28 protein-coding genes and 1 pseudogene are annotated in these 18,543 nt (G+C 64.1%); 18 read left to right on the plus strand and 11 right to left on the minus strand.

What is annotated here, in order from left to right:
- Nucleotides 1-82 precede the first annotated feature (82 nt).
- Genes AB852_RS39150 through AB852_RS00710 form a run of 4 tightly spaced genes read right to left on the minus strand, consistent with a single transcriptional unit; the run spans nt 83 to nt 1,692 of the window.
- Nucleotides 83-463, minus strand: a complete 381-nt coding sequence (locus tag AB852_RS39150) for a hypothetical protein (protein WP_143201154.1) — start codon at nt 461-463, stop codon at nt 83-85.
- Nucleotides 464-465: 2 nt separating this feature from the next.
- A complete protein-coding gene (locus AB852_RS00700) occupies nt 466-822 on the minus strand; it encodes a hypothetical protein (RefSeq protein WP_073782512.1) in 357 nt (118 codons plus the stop codon).
- Nucleotides 804-1,130 carry a hypothetical protein gene (locus AB852_RS00705; RefSeq protein ID WP_079184202.1) on the minus strand — a complete coding sequence of 109 codons (327 nt, stop codon included), beginning with the start codon at nt 1,128-1,130 and terminating at the stop codon, nt 804-806. Before AB852_RS00705 ends, AB852_RS00700 begins: the two co-directional genes overlap by 19 nt.
- Nucleotides 1,131-1,140: 10 nt before the next feature.
- Entirely contained in the window at nt 1,141-1,692 is a 552-nt protein-coding gene (locus tag AB852_RS00710; protein WP_073782514.1) for a hypothetical protein, read from the minus strand.
- Nucleotides 1,693-1,902: 210 nt separating this feature from the next.
- On the opposite strand from AB852_RS00710, the gene AB852_RS39155 reads away from it, so the two are divergent.
- Nucleotides 1,903-2,118, plus strand: a complete 216-nt coding sequence (locus AB852_RS39155; RefSeq protein WP_143201156.1) for a hypothetical protein — start codon at nt 1,903-1,905, stop codon at nt 2,116-2,118.
- Between the two features lie 41 nt (nt 2,119-2,159).
- Here the strand turns inward: AB852_RS39155 and AB852_RS00715 are convergent, their stop codons facing one another.
- The 7 genes from AB852_RS00715 to AB852_RS41575 all read right to left on the minus strand — a co-directional run bounded on the left by AB852_RS00715 (nt 2,160) and on the right by AB852_RS41575 (nt 8,012).
- The gene (locus AB852_RS00715; protein WP_073782516.1) at nt 2,160-3,251 is read right to left on the minus strand and encodes a hypothetical protein; all 1,092 of its coding nucleotides are present in this window, start codon (nt 3,249-3,251) and stop codon (nt 2,160-2,162) included.
- A gap of 70 nt (nt 3,252-3,321) precedes the next feature.
- A complete protein-coding gene (locus tag AB852_RS00720) occupies nt 3,322-3,843 on the minus strand; it encodes a hypothetical protein (RefSeq protein ID WP_073782519.1) in 522 nt (173 codons plus the stop codon).
- A gap of 46 nt (nt 3,844-3,889) precedes the next feature.
- The gene (locus AB852_RS00725) at nt 3,890-5,347 is read right to left on the minus strand and encodes a phage portal protein (protein ID WP_079184203.1); all 1,458 of its coding nucleotides are present in this window, start codon (nt 5,345-5,347) and stop codon (nt 3,890-3,892) included.
- 9 nt (nt 5,348-5,356) lie between these two features.
- Nucleotides 5,357-6,220, minus strand: a complete 864-nt coding sequence (locus tag AB852_RS00730) for a phage terminase family protein (RefSeq protein WP_245876550.1) — start codon at nt 6,218-6,220, stop codon at nt 5,357-5,359.
- A gap of 115 nt (nt 6,221-6,335) precedes the next feature.
- A complete protein-coding gene (locus tag AB852_RS00735; protein ID WP_073782521.1) occupies nt 6,336-6,971 on the minus strand; it encodes a hypothetical protein in 636 nt (211 codons plus the stop codon).
- A 14-nt stretch (nt 6,972-6,985) separates the two neighbouring features.
- Nucleotides 6,986-7,408 carry a phage terminase small subunit gene (locus AB852_RS00740; RefSeq protein WP_073782541.1) on the minus strand — a complete coding sequence of 141 codons (423 nt, stop codon included), beginning with the start codon at nt 7,406-7,408 and terminating at the stop codon, nt 6,986-6,988.
- 196 nt (nt 7,409-7,604) lie between these two features.
- A complete protein-coding gene (locus tag AB852_RS41575) occupies nt 7,605-8,012 on the minus strand; it encodes an HNH endonuclease (protein WP_079184204.1) in 408 nt (135 codons plus the stop codon).
- Nucleotides 8,013-8,283: 271 nt separating this feature from the next.
- On the opposite strand from AB852_RS41575, the gene AB852_RS00750 reads away from it, so the two are divergent.
- The 17 genes and pseudogenes from AB852_RS00750 to thyX all read left to right on the plus strand — a co-directional run bounded on the left by AB852_RS00750 (nt 8,284) and on the right by thyX (nt 18,371).
- The gene (locus AB852_RS00750; RefSeq protein WP_073782545.1) at nt 8,284-8,766 is read left to right on the plus strand and encodes a hypothetical protein; all 483 of its coding nucleotides are present in this window, start codon (nt 8,284-8,286) and stop codon (nt 8,764-8,766) included.
- Nucleotides 8,767-9,152: 386 nt separating this feature from the next.
- A complete protein-coding gene (locus AB852_RS39160) occupies nt 9,153-9,353 on the plus strand; it encodes a hypothetical protein (protein WP_143201157.1) in 201 nt (66 codons plus the stop codon).
- Entirely contained in the window at nt 9,350-10,147 is a 798-nt protein-coding gene (locus AB852_RS00760) for a PD-(D/E)XK nuclease family protein (protein WP_245876552.1), read from the plus strand. Before AB852_RS39160 ends, AB852_RS00760 begins: the two co-directional genes overlap by 4 nt.
- Nucleotides 10,148-10,266: 119 nt before the next feature.
- Nucleotides 10,267-10,701, plus strand: a complete 435-nt coding sequence (locus tag AB852_RS40355) for a P-loop NTPase family protein (protein ID WP_245876553.1) — start codon at nt 10,267-10,269, stop codon at nt 10,699-10,701.
- Nucleotides 10,702-10,711: 10 nt separating this feature from the next.
- Nucleotides 10,712-11,062, plus strand: coding sequence for a hypothetical protein (locus AB852_RS40360; protein ID WP_245876554.1), 351 nt, complete (start codon nt 10,712-10,714; stop codon nt 11,060-11,062).
- A 114-nt stretch (nt 11,063-11,176) separates the two neighbouring features.
- A complete protein-coding gene (locus AB852_RS00770) occupies nt 11,177-11,476 on the plus strand; it encodes a hypothetical protein (protein ID WP_073782549.1) in 300 nt (99 codons plus the stop codon).
- A complete protein-coding gene (locus AB852_RS41250) occupies nt 11,473-11,901 on the plus strand; it encodes an endonuclease VII domain-containing protein (protein WP_073782551.1) in 429 nt (142 codons plus the stop codon). Before AB852_RS00770 ends, AB852_RS41250 begins: the two co-directional genes overlap by 4 nt.
- On the plus strand, nt 11,898-12,047 hold the full coding sequence (locus AB852_RS39465) for a hypothetical protein (protein ID WP_178390917.1): 150 nt from the start codon (nt 11,898-11,900) through the stop codon (nt 12,045-12,047). Before AB852_RS41250 ends, AB852_RS39465 begins: the two co-directional genes overlap by 4 nt.
- Nucleotides 12,019-12,216 (plus strand): annotated as a pseudogene (locus AB852_RS41580) (CHC2 zinc finger domain-containing protein); the annotation flags it as partial. The gene AB852_RS39465 and the pseudogene AB852_RS41580, both read left to right, overlap by 29 nt.
- Before the next feature lie 46 nt (nt 12,217-12,262).
- Nucleotides 12,263-12,937, plus strand: coding sequence for a toprim domain-containing protein (locus tag AB852_RS00785; protein WP_245876556.1), 675 nt, complete (start codon nt 12,263-12,265; stop codon nt 12,935-12,937).
- 20 nt (nt 12,938-12,957) lie between these two features.
- The gene (locus AB852_RS40370) at nt 12,958-13,386 is read left to right on the plus strand and encodes a DUF3310 domain-containing protein (protein WP_245876557.1); all 429 of its coding nucleotides are present in this window, start codon (nt 12,958-12,960) and stop codon (nt 13,384-13,386) included.
- A complete protein-coding gene (locus AB852_RS00795) occupies nt 13,383-13,604 on the plus strand; it encodes a peptidoglycan binding domain-containing protein (RefSeq protein WP_073782559.1) in 222 nt (73 codons plus the stop codon). Before AB852_RS40370 ends, AB852_RS00795 begins: the two co-directional genes overlap by 4 nt.
- The gene (locus AB852_RS00800) at nt 13,601-14,413 is read left to right on the plus strand and encodes a metallophosphoesterase (RefSeq protein ID WP_073782561.1); all 813 of its coding nucleotides are present in this window, start codon (nt 13,601-13,603) and stop codon (nt 14,411-14,413) included. Before AB852_RS00795 ends, AB852_RS00800 begins: the two co-directional genes overlap by 4 nt.
- A complete protein-coding gene (locus AB852_RS00805) occupies nt 14,410-14,967 on the plus strand; it encodes a hypothetical protein (RefSeq protein ID WP_245876558.1) in 558 nt (185 codons plus the stop codon). The genes AB852_RS00800 and AB852_RS00805 overlap by 4 nt, the downstream gene beginning before the upstream one ends.
- Before the next feature lie 15 nt (nt 14,968-14,982).
- A complete protein-coding gene (gene nrdJ, locus AB852_RS00810; protein WP_073782562.1) occupies nt 14,983-17,025 on the plus strand; it encodes a ribonucleoside-triphosphate reductase, adenosylcobalamin-dependent in 2,043 nt (680 codons plus the stop codon).
- Between the two features lie 58 nt (nt 17,026-17,083).
- On the plus strand, nt 17,084-17,587 hold the full coding sequence (locus tag AB852_RS00815; protein ID WP_073782564.1) for a hypothetical protein: 504 nt from the start codon (nt 17,084-17,086) through the stop codon (nt 17,585-17,587).
- Between the two features lie 103 nt (nt 17,588-17,690).
- The gene (gene thyX, locus AB852_RS00820) at nt 17,691-18,371 is read left to right on the plus strand and encodes an FAD-dependent thymidylate synthase (RefSeq protein WP_425444145.1); all 681 of its coding nucleotides are present in this window, start codon (nt 17,691-17,693) and stop codon (nt 18,369-18,371) included.
- The last annotated feature ends 172 nt before the right edge of the window (nt 18,372-18,543 follow it).

Below are 18,543 nucleotides of genomic sequence, written 5' to 3' on the forward strand. Positions count from 1 at the left end.
TGAACTCCTTGGTGCGGAAACAAAAAAGGCCCCCAACGAGGGGGCCTTCGGGCCAAGGCATTTCTGACCTGGCAAGGGGGGCTTACGACTCCACGAAGAAGACGGAGACTTCTCCGCCGTACATGTGCTCGCGCGAAGTGCTGTCGGGGTAGTACCGAGGAGAGGTAATCTCCTCCACATCGAGCACTTCGGCAGGGCCGACCGTCAGACCGGGTAGATCCTCAAGGAACTTCTCCCGTACCAAGAGCGCCAGTTGGACGGCGCGTTCCCGGTCGGCGTGGTACACGTCGTACTCGATATCGAAGCGGTCCATCCGGTCCCGCACCATGCGGAATCCTCCGGAATGCTCCAGATAGATTGTGGTATCTCCGGCTTCACGGCCGGCCAGATCCCCGGTCGGTGCACGAGAGAGAATGTCAGGCTGGGAGCGGAGATACGAATTTAGGAAATCGACCGGGTCCACTTTCATTCAACCCTCGCCCTCAGCAGCGCACTCTTGATGTAGCGCCGCCCTGCGATGCGTCGGCCCTGAGCGGTGAAACCCCGCTCCTGCAACATGGCGTGCCGAACACGGGGATCGTCCTCGATCGTCACGTTGGCCCGCCACCCGTAGGAATCGGCTTCGACGTGCACCTCAATGTGCTTCCGGATCTCATTCCAGTAGCTCTTGGCCGTCCTCCGCTTGGGCGCGTTCTGACGAGCGCCGATAGCGATCCGTGACGCGTGGAGTGTCAACACGTCCCGGACTCCGCTCTGGTGGAACACCAGGCGTTCCCAATCCCGGGAGAAGGAAAAGTCAGCCTTCATCGCCTCACCCTCCATGCCCGCACCTGAATGTGGCCAAGAGAGCCGTGAGTCCACGGAAGGGGCTCGCCGTCGATGTCGTAGAACACGCCGCCGATGAGAATGCGGTCCGTCGCCTCGACTTGCGCACCCGGAGGCAGGTACACCACCTGCCGAATCTGGGAGGTCTCCCGCTCCGGGGACCGGTACTCAAAGGAGCGGTCGGGATGCACAGCGGCGCACCCCGACCACACCAGCGAGGCGTTCTCCCAGTCACGGCGGCTGGTGTAGGCACCCGCGATCATCTGCGCGCGGTGCACTTCCACCCGGTCCTTGAAATGGAGCACGGTCCCTCCTCTACGTTCGGCGGAGGGTGAGAGAACCTGCCCTGCGGCGGTACCGGCGCAGGGAGGCCATGGCGGCAGGTGAGAGGGCCTGGGTCACGGATGACGACCCGAACTCGATCTCAAGGTCGCCGACTCGTTCCGAGACAACTCCGGGGCTCACGGCCAGCCAGCGAATCACCTCCGCGCACACGATCGCCTTCACGGCAGCCGGGGGCTTGTCGTGCCCCCACGAACCGATGACGGAGACGGCCGATCCCTCGGCCCAGCCGCGCGCCCGCCAGAGCGAGGAGCCGTTCCGGGACCAGTCGGCCAAGGGCTTGCCGCGGTCGAAGCGCACGGCTCCGACCACGAGGTTGGGCAGGTATCGCGGCGGGATGACGAGCAGGGTCTCCGCAGTTGGCACCAGGACGAAGGTCTCGTCCTGGTGCTGGTTGAAGTCCCGACCGCAGTAGTCCTCCACGAAGGCCGAGACGTCCGTCAGAAAGGCTTCGATCCGCGGCCGTTCCTCAATGGTTGCCGGCCGTCCGAGCCGGGCGGCAACGTCATCGACGGTGGCGAGCATGGCGTCAACTCCTTGAGCGCACCGCGCACATCGTCGGCTTCGGTACACTGATTCGGCACCCTCCTGGTAGGCGCCAGGCGGGGACACACGTCATCACCAATTCGGAAGGGCTACTTGTGCGTTCTCACGAACCGCCACGACCTCGCTCAGAGGTCGAGCCTTGGCTAGGTCGGCTGGCGACCTGGCATGTCCTGGATTGGTCAATTTCCTATGAACACTGCACAGCAGGAATGCAGCAACAACCACCGCGTCTATGAGGTGGTGATCGTCTTCGAGGCGTCCGCCATTATCGGACTCCTTGCGGGCATCTTCATGGTGGCTCTCGGCATGGCGGCGCTGCCCGCTATGGCGGTTGGTGGTGGTACCGCGGTGGCCATCTTCACCGGAGGAATGACGGCCTTCGCCTATATCAACCGCCACCAGTAGGCCGCCTTGGGGCGGCTCGTGAGAGCCGCCCCAAGCGCAGGTCAGCCGGCAACGGGGGCCTTCTCGGTGATCGACACCTTCAGGCCACGCAGAAACGTTTCCCCAAGACCGACGCCGCGCACCGAGTACTCCGGGTCTTCCTTGACGGTGGCCAGGCCGTACATCGTGTCCAGCCCGATCGTGTCCGCCTTGAGGTTGTAGTCGTAGTCCACGAGCATCCGGGTGGCGATGCCGTTGATGTTCTGGATGCTGCCGTTCACCGCGCCCATCGGGATCGCGGGGCAGGCGGAGACCAGGAGCATCGCGCTCTTGTGAAAGAGGTACATCTCCAGCCCGAAGGAGTTGTGGACAACGATGTCAAAGCCGTAGATGCGACCGACGACCGCGCGGCGGAGTGCGCTGGTGTCACCGGAGTAGTCGACTGCAACGAACTCGGGGTCCTTGAGCAGGATCGCCTCGACCTCGGGACCCGCGATCAGGTAGCGCTCGGAGGCCGGCACGTTGGCGAGGTTCATTGCCATGCGTGCATCGACCAGGGCGGTGCGGAGGGCCAGGGCGCGGGCCGCCATGTTCGCCCCGGTCCCGTCAGCAGTGGGGATGGTGACCTCGATGTCGCCGCCGATCACCTTCTTCTGCGCGGGAGTCAGCGCGGAGCGGGTGATGTTCGCCTTGATGAAGTCCGCGGTGGTGTCATCGAAGTACTCGGCGAAGCCCCTCGTGAGCTTCGAGAGCACCTGAGAGCCGAACCGGCGCAGATCGAAGGCCACCTGCTCCATGGACAGCGTGGTCGCGTTCTGGGCGAGAACACTGAGCTGCACCGGGAAGCGCGACTCGCGAATGAAGCCGTTGGGCGCGCGGCGCGAAGCGGTCGGCAGCGGGCGGTCCGAGGACGCGGCGAGGGTGGTCTTGCTGCCCTTGATCGGGTTCTCGATCGGGGCCGAGATGCCGGCCGCCTGGACCGGGATGCCGCGGGACTCGCGGTTCACGTTGATCACGTCACCGAGGCCACCTGTGAAGGACAGCTCCGAGTATCGGGCCGGAATGCCGCCAAGGGTGAGCTGCCGGTCGAGGAGGCCGAGGGCCGCGATCGTGACCTGCTTGGGATCGAGATTAAAGTGGTGCGTGGTAGCCATAGACTTGCTCCGAGGGCATAAAAAAAGCCCCCCGGCAGTCAAGCCGGAGGGCTAATTCATAAATGATGGATCATATGAACCGCCCGTTCGCGATGATGTCCGCGAGTTCGGTAGGGTCCATGGTGGAAATATCGCCGCCACCGGACGAGTAATGCCCTGCACCCTTGAGGGGAGGGAATTCCGGCTCCGGGGCTGCTGGCTTGGGAAGAGAGGCGATGAAAGCAGTCACCTTGTCGCGGTCCGCACGGCCGTCCTCGGAGAGGAAGCGGCCCAGGTCGAGATAGTCGGTCGGCACCGAAATGCCTGCGGTCGCGGCCTGAGCGCGGATCTCCGCCTCGGCGAGAGATGTGCCGAACTCGGTGAGAGCCGAGCTACGGGCCTCCTCCCGGGCCTCGCTGATCGCACGCTCCTGGTCCGACATCTGCGACTCGCGGAGCTGGTCCAGCTCTCGGCTGGCAGCCTTCCACCGCTTTTCGTTCTCTCGGGAAAGCGCCTTCCACTTCTCTGCGTCTGAGTCATTGCCCGATGCGGACTGGATGGCCGGACCCTCCTGCTCGGAGGTGTCATTCTCGGCGCTCTGCGTCTCAATCATTAATGAATCCATTTCGGATGACGAGGCACACCCTTTCGGCGTGCCACTACTTCTGTTCGGCGAGCTTACGGTTCACGTTGCCGGAGTTTCCCTGGGGAAGTTTGCTGGCCATACGTGCGGCCTTGGCTTCCTGCGGTGTGTTCCCGACCCCGCTGATCCGTTCAGGCTGGGGGCCCAGACGCTGGACTTCCGCAGCAGCCAGCGCGTCTTCCTTCCGCATTTCACGGAAGGAGCTGATCTGGGCGGGGGTGTAGCCTGCATCGCTCCATAGCTGGACCTCGGGTACATTGAGTTGCTTGAGCTTGAGCAGGGCGTCAATGTGCTGTGCTTTGGTCCTGTATTCAGGGTCCCGCCATACGGTCTCCATCGAATATGCACGGGCTCGCTTATCACGCTTTACGGCGAAGCACAGCCTGATGACCTTTTCCCAGGACTCCCCGAAGTGCAGCATTCGCTCGTTCACCTTGGCGACCAGCCCGACTTCTGCGCTGGTAATGGACTCGCCCGAGGGTGCCGTTCCACCGTTGACGAGGAAATAGTGACTGGGGGTCCGGGATATGGAACTCATGTGCTGAAGGAGGAGGCCCACGAGGTCGCAATAGTTACTGAGGCTGGCGGCCTCGAATTGGCCGAAACGGGCTGCTGGGTCCTCGGCCTGGAGAAGCTTGTCCACAGCGACCTTAAAAGGCTCGACCGGATTCCCGTGATCGTCTTCCACGATCTCAAGGCCAGTCACATATCTCTGCGGCCAGGCAGCGAATTCCGAAGCCGTCAGCGCGTCCGAGACCGTCTTGTTGATCGCGTCCTGAATGGGGATCACGTTCGACAGGTCGGAGTGCGGGTTGCCCACCAGACGGGACCGGTTGTAGAAGGGGACCACCGGAACGACGCCCAGGGGGTTCTTCCGCCGTGTCCCCTTCTCCCAGTCCGTCTCGCCGCGCTTGGTCTCGTAGACGTACGCCTCGGTCCAGAGCGTGACCCACTGCTGTCCCCAGTCGTCCCGGTAGAAGCGGGCTGCGGCCTCCAGCTTCGTGCGGGAGCCGGGCTTGAACTGGACCACCATCTCCTCGGCGGAGACCGGTTGGATCGAGGGCTCACCGTCAGTGCCGGCCCACACCGTGACGTACGCACGGCCCTGGATCATGGCGTCCAGATGTACAGCGTTGGACAGGGCGTCCATGCTGCTGCGCTGCCAGAACTCCCGGGCCTCCGTGTCGGTGCCGGGGGAGTCGGGGAGCCGGAAGGCGTCCACCGTCATGCGCTCGGTCGCGGAGTCGATGATCAGGCCGCAGAAGTTGTCCCGCCAGTTTTCGAAAACTTCGCGGAACTCGGCCTTGAAGCGGGCCTGGGAGAAGGCGAGCCGCTGGTGCTCGCCCTCGTAGTACTCGCCGTAACGGCGCAGTTCAGGAAGCCTGCTGGTCAGCCGTCCATGAAGATATGCGAGCCAATCGGCCGGGGATTCAGGGGGGCCGACAGCGGCGTATCCATTCGGAGGGATGATCATTAAGCCTCGCTAAAAGCCGATCACGCGCCTCCTGCGGGCATTAAGACGGCCGTCAGCGATTGCATCTGCCCTGGCCTCGAACGCAAGAATGGCGCACACGGCCAGGTCGATCTTCTTTTTGGAACGCGGGGAGTCTTTCGTGATCAAGATTCCCTGCGGGACTTCTCGGGTTACGGCGTTGAGGACGTGACGGCTCAGGTCCGGATCGTTCTCATGCTTCAGGTCCTGCATGGCGACTGCGGAATGGAACCGTTCGGTCGCCTGGGCCATGCGGGTGGGGCGGTTGGTCCAGTACTCGAAGACGCGGTCTTCCCCGAACTCCATGGCCCACCGGCCCAGAGCCTCTTGCCAGTAGGGTGGATCGCCGTACATCCATTCCACCTTGTAGGTACGGAATGCGTTGTGCACCGCGGCCTCGACCGAAAGGACGTCCACTTCCCATTCGGGGTCCGTCCTCGGGTTTTCCCACAGGCCGAGTTTGAAGAGCTTCCCGTCCCGCAATCGGCAACCGATGATCCCCGACGAGTCTCCCCGCAAAGATCCATCGAACCCGATGGATATCTGTTCGCCGGGCTGGATCGGGTCTTCTTCGGAGAAGCAGAGTTCCCAGGAATCTTTGGTGACCCATCCGTCCGCGTTTTCCTGGATGTTGTTCAGGTAGAATCGATAAGCGACACCGGCTGGGGTGCGTGGGTCCTGGATGGCGTCAACGATGCCTTCGACGTCCACCCAGTGGGAATCGCCGTATGCGTCGCGGACGCCCCGGGTGATCGCGTCGCGGTCCTTGAGATCGAGGTCCGCAGTCGCCTCAACGCAGTCGTAGAGGATGCGGCCGGCCCCGGCCTCCGCCGCTTCGTGCGTCCTCTGCGCCACGCTGTTCTCCAGCGGATTGAACGCATTGGTGCTCTCAGCGAGCCGACTACCAGCGCCAGCCGTTTTCTGGACGTTCCGGTCCAGAGTCTCGAATACGTAGACCCCGTGGTTCGACTCAATCCAGTGGTGGGTCTCGTCGCAAACGACAAATATTAATCAACCGGGCCCCGGTGAAACGTTTCTGCAAACGGGTTCCCCGGGGCCGGCCAAAGGTGGGCCTCGCCCCCTCAAGGCCGCGAGAAGAGGACGTGACGGGCTCGATCCGGCCTGGCCTGCCGTCCTTGAACTGGATCAGGTTCTTGCCGATCTCAATCCCGTACTCGCCCTCGGCGGGGGACTCGGCAAGCATTCCCCGGACCATGTCCCTGGTGTTGGCCGTCTGGTCCATCGAGGTTGCGGCGATCTGGACCAACGGGAGCGCCACGCGCTTCCCCACAGGAAGCCCGCTGTCGTCAAAGTGGGAGAACCTGCAAGGTCCGATAAATTCAATAATGCACAGGGCTGCCAGCAAAGGCGTTTTGCCCCAGCCCTTTGCGCGTCGCAGGGCGACCGTCCGGTAGACCCATTTGCCCTGGGCGTCGATCGCGTACATCCACAGAATGAAGCGAAGCTGCTCCTCCGTGAACGTCCACGGGTCGCCAGCGTGCTCACCGTCCGGCTGGACGATGTACCGCTGCGCCCAGCGGATGATCTGGTACCCCAGGGTGCGGGTGGGGTGGGGTACCCCCTCGGGGAGGTTTCCAGTCTGCACCTGACTGCCCCCCTTCAGCCTCCGCTCAGCAGGCGGTACAGCTCCTCGTCCATGTCGGCCGCAACGGTCATCGCGTCCTGGTCCTGGTCGTCGTTCTCGGGCAGCTCCAGCGTCATCCGGAGCCGTGCTCGGTCCTCGACGGTGCCGCCCCATTTCGCGGTCCTCATGCGGATCTCGGAGGCGTGTCGGGTGTCCCCTTGGTAGAAGGCGTCCACGAGCTTCGTGGTGATCTCCAGCTCGGCCCAGTCGGTCTCGGCCCAGCCGGCCGTCTGCGGGGACGTGGCCCATGTCTTCCAGAAGCGGCGGGCGCCGCCCGTTGAGATACCCAGGGCCTTGGGCAGGACCCGCCCCTCTAGGGGGCTGTCCTGGAGCACCTGGGCGTGGTCGTGCGTGTTGCGGCGAACAGCGTTTGCCTTCGGCCTCGGCCCTCTGGTCACAGCCTCACCGAGCCTGGATCGATGCCGTACAGGTCCGCAAGGTCATCCATGTCTGCCTGGGCCTCCGCTCTCCAACTCCGCCTCGCCGCGGCGGCCGTGGACGGCTGGCCGGGGACGGCGGTCGGGAACCATGGCGAACAGGAGCACTCCTCGCAGTTGCTTGTGCAGTCGGCGGGCAAGATGTCTCCCAAAGGTGTTAACGGTCTTCGTAGTACGTCTTGCGGCGATGGCAACTGCGACACAGCACCCAGAGGTTGTCCAGCTCCCATGAGCCACCCCGGGCCACGGGGACGATGTGGTCCACCTCCAGCTCCTTGTGGGAGCTGCACCGCTGGCAGGCGAACCGGTCACGGGCCAGGACCCTCGCTCGTCGGGAATTCCAGTCCCCGGGCCTGCCGAGCGCACGGGAGGACTTGCGGTCCCAGCCACGACGGAGCTGGTGGTCCCCGCATCTACCGTCACGCAGTGTTCTCGCGGTACACCCCGCGACCAGGCATATGGATGTGGCCCTGGGCATGTCCCGCCCCTTAAAAAGACTGAGGCCCCGACCGGTTGCTTGTCTGGCAGCCGGGGCCGGCCTTCTCGGACCTCTACCTGGATGCATAAACAGGGGATCAACAAGAAGGAAGTTTGACTAATAATTTACTGGAATAAACACGGTGAGCTTCCTGTTGTTCATAGGTGGTACCCCCAGGAACCTCACTTCGTTCGGTCTCACTTAGTATGTAGATGTAAAGGCGCAGGGTGCTTACGGCCTCTCCTCAAAGTGAGATGTGGATCACGAGATATGAGGTAGAAAGATCGAAAGTTGACATGTCGTATGCCCTGGGCTACCCTCGCTCCCCAAGATCAACAATGAAGGAGCACGTTTTGCCATGACGAGCCTCCCCAGCAACATGGAACTGTCTCGGTTGCACCGCCAGGGTGTGACCGATGTGCAGATCGCCGCGAGGTATGGTGTGACGCGCCAGGCGGTGAACAAGCGGCTTAAGCTGCTCAAGCTGAGCAGCAAGCCCCCACTCACGGCGAAGGCCAACGCACTGGTGCCCTGGAACGTCCTTGCAGGTCAGGCGGGTGAGCCCACGCACCACACCGCGTACCCGCTGGAAGGTCTCAAGATGCTTCTCAGGCTGCGCATGGGGGACGACACGCTGTCACAGCGGCAGCGTGCCGATGGGGAGCGCTTCGAGCGGAGGCTTCGCAAGAACCCGAACCTCGTCCTCGACTACGACCGCGAGAGCGTGTCGGGGTTTTTTTGGCGTGAGCGCACTCCGGAGGACGGGAAATTGATTGTCGCCTGGCCCGCTGGCGTGGAAAGGCCGGTGGAAGACATAGCGCTTCTGGAGATGCCGTCCTAGGGGGGACGTAGATTCATGCCAAGGAAGAGTAAGAAATGCTCCCTGAGCAACTAGAACACGTACCGCCAAGCAGGGCCCCTCGAACCGAGGGGCCTTTTGCGTTGCGCAACATGGTTTTCGCATGTATTGCAATCGAACACCAGTGTGAATCACCTCACGTGGAATCTGGCCCCTTGCACGGCAAAACCACGTTTAGGCTCAAGCGTGAAGGAAATGAATGCGCAGCTTGTGGGAGGTCCGCAATGAAGCGGGGCGTTGGGGCGATCCCGACTTGCAACAACAGCAGGCTTGTTGTGGCGCTAGAGGGGCTTTCGGGGACGGAGCCCCTGACCACGGGCCAGATCATTGGCACCGGCCTGTCCATCATCCAGCAGTACGGAGCCAGCGTGGGCACCTTCTGGCTGGTCGTCGTCACGGACGTCATGTCCGAAGCCGACTGGGGCGAACTGGGGGATCTGTCTGACCGGATGGGCGCCCCCTGGGACGAGCGCATCGTGGCGCACTCCCGGCTGGACCAGGCTCATCCTCTGTTCCCCGGTTCCAGCCACTCCACCATCTACACCGTCCACCCGGAGGCACGTCCTTGAGCAGTATCGAGACCCAGCCGAGATCCGTGTCCCAGACGCAGCAGTATGAGGAGTGCTCCTGGCGTTTCTATCTTCAGCGTGTCGAGCGCGTGGTGCCGAGGCCGGCCGCCTGGAGCCATCACGGCACGGCCTTCCATGCCGTCGCGGAAGCCTTTGAGCTGTCCGGGCGGACCATGTCCGAGGAGGAGGCTGTGCAGCTCTTCTCCGACCGGTACAGCGCTCTGGTGAACAAGAGCCTGGAAGTCGAACCGGACACCGATCGCTGGCTGTCCGCAGGGCGAGTCGGCGGGGGCGAGGACATCGAGCGCCGCTACGCCCTGGGCCTGGAGCAGGTGAAGCACTACGTCACCGACTGGGCGGACGGACACCCGACGAACACCTGGAGCACACCCGACGGCAAGCCCGGCCTGGAGCTGTACTTCATGGTGGAACTGGGTGGCGTGAGGGTCCGCGGCTACATCGATCAACTCGTTGACGATGGGGACGGCTCGGTCCGGCCGAGGGACTGGAAGACCGGCTCCATGAAGTCGAAGTTCCAGCTCCAGACGTACGGCGTTGCCGTGCGCAAGCGCTACGGCGTCGAGGTGAACAAAGCGGACTGGTACCTGGCGAAGGATGGCCGGCTGTCGCGGCCGGTGAGGATGGACGGGGTGCGTGAAGAGGACGTGGCCGAGCGGTTCGCGGCCATGGACGCTGGCGTGAAGAGGGGCGACTTCCCGGCGAGCCCTGCCTTCCACTGCCGGTTCTGTGACGTGAGCCATGCCTGTTCATTTATTCAAAGAGTTGCTACGTAGGAAACTGTGGCGTAGAATCGGAACTGAGGGACGGCCCGCTTGGCGAGCTTGCTTTTTCCCTCGCAAGTTGCCTAGTAGGAAGACGATGGGTCATCTACTCCCTTGCGCAGTCCATACGTATGAAGGGGTCGGCGGGGGAGCCCATTCAGCACCCCTTCCGCGGACTTTCCAAGCTGGAGGTCGAGTTCCGGCGAGGCGAACTGTCCATCGTGGCGGCGGCGGCCGGCACGGGCAAGAGTCTGCTGGCGTCCAACCTGGCCGTCCGGTCCAACGTCCCCACGCTCTACTGGAGCGCTGACAGCAACGCGGCGACCCAGCTCACCAGGGCGACCGCGATTCTCACGGGTGGCGACATCCGGGACATCAAGCGCGCGCTCCGGGAGGACGCGTTCACTCCGTACGAGGACGCGGTGGCCCAGCGCTGGTGGCTGCGCTTCAACTACAACGCCAGGCCCTCCGCAGCCGACATGGAACGCGACCTGGAGGCGTACTTACCGCGAAGTCTTCGGCATGTACCCGCACTTGGCCGTTGCGGACAACCTTTCGGATCTTGACGGCGGAAACGTGCGGGATGCCGAGTCCTACACCTTCGGGCTCGAAGGGATGCTCTCCTATCTCAACGAGATGGCTAGGGAGACCGGGGCGCACGTCATGGCCATGCATCACGTGGTGGGGGAGTACGCGGATGGTCTCAAGCCGATCCCGCAGTCCGGCCTCAAGGGCAAGGTGTCACGGGTCCCCTCCCTCGTACTGACGATCCACAAGGAGATTGACGGCATGGACTCACGCATCCTGAACATCAGCCCCGTGAAGAACCGGGAAGGCTTCGAGGACTCCTCGGGCGAGACCTTCGCTTCGTTCGACTTCGATACGCGAACCATGCGGATCAGCGACGTGCAGGAAACTTTCATGTAGTAATTTCCGTGTCCCGGAAGTTGCTTAGTAGTAATTATTCATCTAGACTGGAACCAGAAGGGCAAGGCAATGGGGCGGGACGGTAGTGGCTGCAGAGTAAATGTGGCCTTCCGGATGGATGCCGAGGAGCGGTTTCCTCAACTTCGCCAGTGTGCAGAGGAGTTGGGCGGGCCACTGGATCTCGCCCTGGTGGTCGAGGTGACGAGAGGGCGCGGGATTCCCCTTCGCCGCATCGCCCAGGACATCAGCAGCCAGGCGAAAGGCGTGCGTGTGGCCGTGGTCGCGGCGCCACTGCGCGGGGGCCAGCAGGTGACGGTTCTCTCGACTGACCGGCTCCGGGCTCTGGCCGAGAAGTGCAGCGACATGAAGGACATGGCGCGTCTTGAGTCTGCGGTCCGGAAGGCCGGGCGGTGACCGAGCCTCGCAAGGGCTACCGGAGTTGCACGCGATGCGGGAAGACCCGCCAGGAGCGCTTCTACACCCCGCGTGGCCGAGTCTGCTCGACCTGCCGCACGGCGGCGAGAAGGGCCTCTTCCCGCAATGCGCGACTTGTCGCGACGTACGGGATCTCATCGGAGGACTACGCGGTGATCTTCGCTCACCAGGGCGGCCGTTGTGCCATCTGCCGGGAGACCCGCAGCAGGAATTTGGCCGTGGACCATTGCCACCGGACGGAGGCCATACGCGGCCTGCTGTGTCAGCGGTGCAACGGGCACCTCCTCGCCCGGGGGGCGCGGGACCGGCCGGAAGTACTCCGACGAGCCGCGGAGTACCTGGAGAACTACCCGGCCTGGGAAGTCCTGGGCCCTCGATACACGTACGGCAAGGATGCGAAGTGAGTGAGCACGAGACGCGCACGGTGGTCTCCAGCGCCCGTGAGTGGCGCGGCAACAACAAGCTCTGGATCGACTCCTACCGGAAGTACAACTTCCCCGTGACGGTTCGGAAGGTCGGAGATGGCTGTCCAGAAGCCCCCAATCGCTGACCTCTTCCAGCACTTCTACCCCGAGGTGCGTATCCCCGAGACCGGGCAGTGGCGAAGGATCTGCTGCCCGGTCCACCGGGAGAGCAATCCCAGCGCGAGTCTCAACGTCGTCCTCAACCGCTGGCGTTGCTTCGCCTGCGATCTGTCGGAGGACTCGTACGCCCTGATCATGAGAGAGAGATCGATTGGCTTCCGGGAAGCCCATGAATGGGCCGATGCCCGATTCGGTACCAGCAGCCAGGGAGTACTTCAACCAGTACGCGAACAGTCCGGCTCAGGCGTACATGGAGGCACGCGGGCTGGGCGCAACGGCCACCCAGTTCGGGATCGGCTACGTCGGTTCGGCGAGAACCGGGCATGAACGGCTTGCGGGGATGCTGTCCATCCCCTACTTCCGCCCCGCTGGCGGCGACTTCGCCGTGGCGACCATCCGCTTTCGCTGCATCGCTGACCGGTGTGTGAAGGACGCGGACGGCAACTACTTGGCCCCGAACGCCAAGGAGAACCACGTGGGGCACGGAAAATACAGGAGCCTCCCGGGCGACGGTCCCCGCCTCTACAACACAGCGGCCCTCATCCGGTCCACCCCGTACATCGCCCTCAGCGAGGGCGAGTTCGACACCCAGGCGTCCGAACTGGCCGAGGTGCCCTGTGCAGGCCGGCAGGGGACATCCGCCTGGAAGGACCACTTCGAACCGCCCTTCGCCGGTTATGAAGTCGTCTTCATCATCGCTGACGACGACGAAGCCGGGCTCGCCTCCGCCGATCGCCTCGCCGCAACGATGAGGAACGGGAAACCGATCATCCTCGGCGGCGGCCACGACATTAATTCATTCGTCCATACCCATGGCGCAGAGGCGTACAGGAAGAAGCTGGGACTGTGCAACTGAAGTTCTCGGTAGGAGACCGAGTGGTCGTAGCAGAGGCTGACGGCCACGAGCACCAGGCCGTGAGCAACGCCCTCCTGCGAGGGCGACGCGGCCAGGTCACCGCCACCAACCAGGGGTTCCCGTTCCCCTACACGGTCTCCTTCGTAGACGGAGACCCCTTCAGCTTCGCCGAACACGAACTGGAACTGGACCCCGCAGGGAGCCTTCCGTCTTCTGACGCTGCAAAAGTTGCTGAGACGGAAGCTGTGTCGCCCGCGCACTACACCAGTCACCCGAGCGGGATCGAGTGCATCGAGGTGACTCGGCACATGAACTTCCCACTCGGAAACGCCATCAAGTACATCTGGCGCGCTGGCCTGAAGGACACCAACCCCGTCCCTGACCTGGAAAAGGCCAGACGGTACATCGAGATCCAGATCGAGATCGAGCGAACCCGGGAGACCAAGTGAGCAGCACGTTCAACGCGTCCGTCATCTTCGACAACGGCCAGGTCATCCCCGAGGAGATCGGCTACAGCTTCAGCGCTGACGCCACCCTCAAGGAGGTGTCTCAGGCCCTCTACGAGCAGGTCGGCGACTTCGGTCTCTACGACGACACCGTCCCCGGCGAGACTCGCTACATCCCCCTCCACCGGATCTACAGCATCACCATCGAGGAGGCTGAGTGAAGCGGATCGTGGTCATCAGCGACACCCAGATCCCGTACGAGGACAAGCGGGCGCTGCGTAATGTCATCGGCTTCATCGGGGACTACCAGCCGGACGAGGTCGTTCAGATTGGCGACCTGATGGACTACCCGGCTCCGTCCCGCTGGACGGCCGGCACCCGTTACGAGTTCGCGGGTGGAGTGCACCGGGACTCGGAGTACGCGAAGCGGAACTTCATGGAGCCGCTGCGCGCCGCGTTCGACGGCCCCGTGAGGGTGCTCAAGGGCAACCATGACGAGCGGCCCGAGAAGTACTTGGAGAAGAACGCGCCCGCCCTGGCCGCAGACGATGTCCACTACCGCTTCGAGCAGCTTCTTGACTTCGACGGTTTCGGAGTCGAGCTGGTGGCGCCCTACTACCCGATCGCTCCGGGGTGGGTCGCCATTCACGGTCACGAGTCCAAGGGGCTGAACCAGATCGCTGGCCGCACCGCGGCCTCCAAGGCCAAGAAGGCGGGAGTGTCCGTCGTCATGGGCCACACCCACCGGCTCGCGATCTCCCCGGAGTCGACCGGTTACGGCGGCAAGCTCAGGACGCTGTACGGCTTCGAGGTCGGACACCTCATGGACGTACGCAAGGCGACCTACCTGAAGAACGGGCCCGCCAACTGGCAGCGCGGCTTCGGCCTGATCTACGCGGGCAAGTACGGGGCCACCCCCCACGCGATCCCCGTCGAGGACGACGGCTCGTTTGTGGTCGAGGGCGAGCGCTACGGCCGGATCTCCCGGACCACGGGAGGGCGCTTCGCCCCGAAGGGCAAGGCAGCGTGAACGAGCCCGTAGTCCTGGACTGGGGGTACCTGGCCGACCTGGCGGACAAGGTCGCCCGTTCGATCGCGGCGAGCTGGGCCATCGTGGAGAAGGACGATGTGAAGCAGGAGATCCTTCTGCACGCCTACGAGTGCCGGCCAGCGATCGAGGCGAACTACGCCAACGAGGACTTCCTCTGGAAGATATTCAAGAAGGCCGGAGTGCAGTACGCGTCCCGCGAGCGTGACTACAGGGACCTCATGGACGACCAGTACTACTACACCCCCGACGAAGCCAAAGCCGCCGTCAAGACTTTCCTCTACACCGACGAGGAGCTGGGGAAGCTCCTGGGCAGGCGGGACGACCTGCTGCGGTGCAGGGTCAGTGACGGGCTGATGTCGGCCCGGATGGATGCCCAGGCCGCGATGCCGCGCCTCAACCAGCGCCAACAGCAGCTCCTGCTGCGCCGCTACCTCTACGGCCTGCCCATCGAGACAGGCGCGGACGAGGTGGCCCTGTCCCGCGCTGTCGTCGCACTGGCCCGGCAGATGAACCGGGTTCTCCGCACCAAGTAACCGAAGGAAACGTACTTGCCTGACTTCAACACCGAGACCGCCGAGACGGTCTTCCGCCGCACCTACTCCCGGACCAAGCCGGACGGTACCCAGGAGGAGTGGCCCGAGACGGTTCGCCGGGTCGTGGACGGCAACCTCGCTCTGGTCCCTGAGCGCTACATCGAGAACGGCGAGCGCCAGGCCCTGATCGATCTCATCGGCACCTTCGCGATGCTCCCCGCAGGCCGCCACCTCAAGAGCAGCGGAGTCAACCCGTTCGCCCTGAACAACTGCTGGGCCGCAGGCTGGAACGCGGAAGACCCCGGCGAGCACTTCACCTTCACTCTGCTCAGGCTCGCGGAGGGAGGGGGAGTGGGCGCCAACTACAGCAGCCACTACTTCGAGGACTTCCCCCCGCTCAAGATCCCCGTGGTCGTCCACATCGTGTGCGACCCTGCCCACCAGGATCACGACGACCTCAAGGCCGCAGGGCTGCTCTCCCCGGACTACTCGTACGACTGGGCCGGTGCCTACCCGGTTGAGGACAGCCGGGAAGGCTGGGCCGACGCCGTGGGCGACCTGATCCGCACCGCGCACAACGGAGACACCCGGCACGTCCAGCGCGTGTTCGACGTGTCCCGCATCCGCCCGAAGGGTGCGCCGCTGCGGTCCTTCGGAGGCACCGCCAGTGGTCCGGCCCCGTTCGCCGAGATGCTGATCAACATCGGCAAGATCCTCGCCGACAAGGTCAGCCTGTCAAGCGTGCTGTCCCCGGTCTCCTACGTCCCCGGCCGCCTCGATGGCCTGGATGCGATGGAGATGGACCATGAGATCGCCCGCTGCATCGTCAGTGGTGGTGTCCGCCGCTCGGCACGGATGAGCATCATGCAGTGGGATGACCCGCTCATCAACGAGTTCATCGACGTGAAGCGGGACGGAGGCCACTGGACGACCAACATCAGTGTCGAGGTGGACGACCGGTTCCTTCAGCAGCTCGGCAAGCTCGACGGCTCCGCCTGGCCGGCCCTCATGCGCATCGCCACCGGAATGCTCCGCAACGGCGAGCCTGGGCTATGGAACTCGGCTCTCACAGCGGTGGGGGAGGTCGACGGCACCTACACCACCAACCCGTGCGGTGAGGCGACGCTGACACCTTGGGAGCCGTGCAACCTCGGCTCGATCAACCTGGGCGCCTTCGTCAGCGAGCTGGGCACCGTGGACAGGAAGGGGCTCCACCAGGCTCACAGGTTCATGGCCCGGTACCTGATCCGCGCCACGTTCGCGGAGGTCGCCGACGAGAAGTCCGAGGTGGCGATCCAGCGATACCGCAGGGTCGGAGTCGGGCACCTCGGGTTCGCGGACTATCTGGCCTTGCAGGGCATCCTCTACTCGGAGGCCGCTCGTACCGCCACTGTCCGCGAGGATCTGGCAGCCATGGCCGAGGCCGTGGAGAAGGCCGCGGTGCAGTACTCCAACGAGCTGCGCATCCCTACTCCGGTCAAGACGAGGGTCGTCGCACCGACCGGCACCATATCCAAGTTGGCCGGCGCATCCGGAGAGGGCATCCACGCCCCGTTCGCGGACTACTTCATCCGCAGGATTCGCTTCTCGTCCCTGGAGCCGACCGAGATCGAGAAGATCGAGGAGTTCAAGCAGGCCGGTTACCACGTCGAGCCCTGCGCCTACGCAGCGAACACGATGGTCGTCAGCATCCCGACGAAGGACCCGTTGGTGGACCGCGTTCAGACCCCGTCGGTCGTCCAGCACGCGGGAATGCTGACTATCGAGGACATGCTGTCCGTGCAGGCCCTCTACCAGGAGGTATGGGCGGACCAGGCCGTCTCGTACACCGTGAACGTGAGCCCAGAGGCATACGAGCCCCTGGACCTGGCGGAAGTCCTCGCGCTGTGGTTGCCCCTGCTGAAGGGAACCACGGTCTTCCCCGAGATGTCCTTCGTCCAGCCACCGTACGAGCGCATCGCGCGCGAGGAGTACGAGCGGCTGGCGGGTGAGTTGGGGATCGAGACCTCGGACACCTCATACGACGAGGCGTGCGCCTCCGGGGCCTGCCCCGTGTGACGTTCCGCTCTCGCGGAGCCCGGTAATAAACAATCCCCGAACCTGACGAGGAGAAGCCATGAGCTACCCCGATCCCTTCGAAGACAAGTCCCCGTGGGAGGAGACACCGGACACCCCCTCGGACACCCCCGCCCCCGCCACCCTGCCCCAGGAGAAGCCCATGACTGACGGAAACAAGGTCCGCGTGACGCTCAAGGGCGGCAGCGGCTACGACGCCCCCTGGGTCACCATCGACGGAACCAGCGTTGCCGATGCCCTCGCCCAGCTCAACAACAAGGACGTGGTGAAGGACCTGGTGGACGCGGCGGCGAAGGTGGGCCGCTACTTCGCCTCCACCGGCAAGCCCGCAGGCGGAGCGGCCCCGAAGAAGTTCGAGGGCGGGAAGGTCGTCAGCGCAGGCGACGGCGAACACCAGGGGGACACCACCTGCGTCCACGGCCAGCGCACGTACCGCTCAGGCTCCAACTGGGAGGCGATGTTCTGCCCGGCTCGTGAGAAGTCTGAGCAGTGCCCCCCGGCCTGGAAGGACAAGAAGTCCGGCCGGTTTGCCGTGAAGGACTGACCTGCGCATCCGCATGTCCTAGAAGTTGCTCAGTAGTAACTCGGGGGCCGGTCCGACCGGCCGGCCCCCGGCTTCGAGGAGACCCATGGAACTCCGGTCCGACATGACCGTGAAGCTGATGAAACACAATGCCCGAGACGCCGATGTCGCCACGGCGGCCCGCGTCTCCACCATCGGGGCCGAATCAATGGAACCCGGTAAGCCCGTCGAAGGGCTCATCAACTACCTGATGCGGGACCGCCACGGGAGCCCGTTCGAGCACAACTCGCTCACCTTCTACATCGAGGCCCCCGTGATGGTCGCGCGGGAGTTCATGCGCCACCGGGCTGGCTGGTCCTACAACGAGGAGTCCGGCCGGTACCGGGAACTCCAGCCCGTCTTCTACACCCCGGACCATTCCCGGCCCCTGGTCCAAGTCGGCAGGCCCGGAGCGTATCTCTTCGAGCCCGGCTCGCCAGCGCAGCAGAGGCTCGTCACCCGGGAGTTCCGGTCGGCCTACCTCTGGGCGTACGAGCACTACACCCTCATGCTCTCGCGCGGCATCGCCCGAGAAGTCGCCCGCAGTGTACTGCCGGTCGGCATCTACACCAGCTTCTACGCCACCTGCAACGCCCGCTCGCTGATGCACTTCCTTTCGCTTCGCACCAGAGACGAGAAATCCGCTTTCCCGTCCTTCCCGCAGCGGGAGATCGAGATGGTGGCTCAAGCTATGGAGAACAAATTCCGGACCCTGATGCCGATCACGCACGAAGCGTTCGCCCGGAACGGAAGGGTCGCTCCGTGAGCCAGAACCTCACCCGATTCGAAGTGAACGGACTGGAAAACGGAGGAGCCGACCTCTTCTGCCTTGACTGCGAAGAGTGGGTGGCAGGCGGGGGATGCGTCTGCTGTTCAGGCCAGGAAGTCAGACTCGCCCAACTCGTCAAGGCGGCACAAGACCATCTGTGCCCACCCCG

Origin of the sequence: Streptomyces uncialis, from assembly GCF_001905345.1 — a bacterium.
GTDB classification, from domain to species: domain Bacteria; phylum Actinomycetota; class Actinomycetes; order Streptomycetales; family Streptomycetaceae; genus Streptomyces; species Streptomyces uncialis.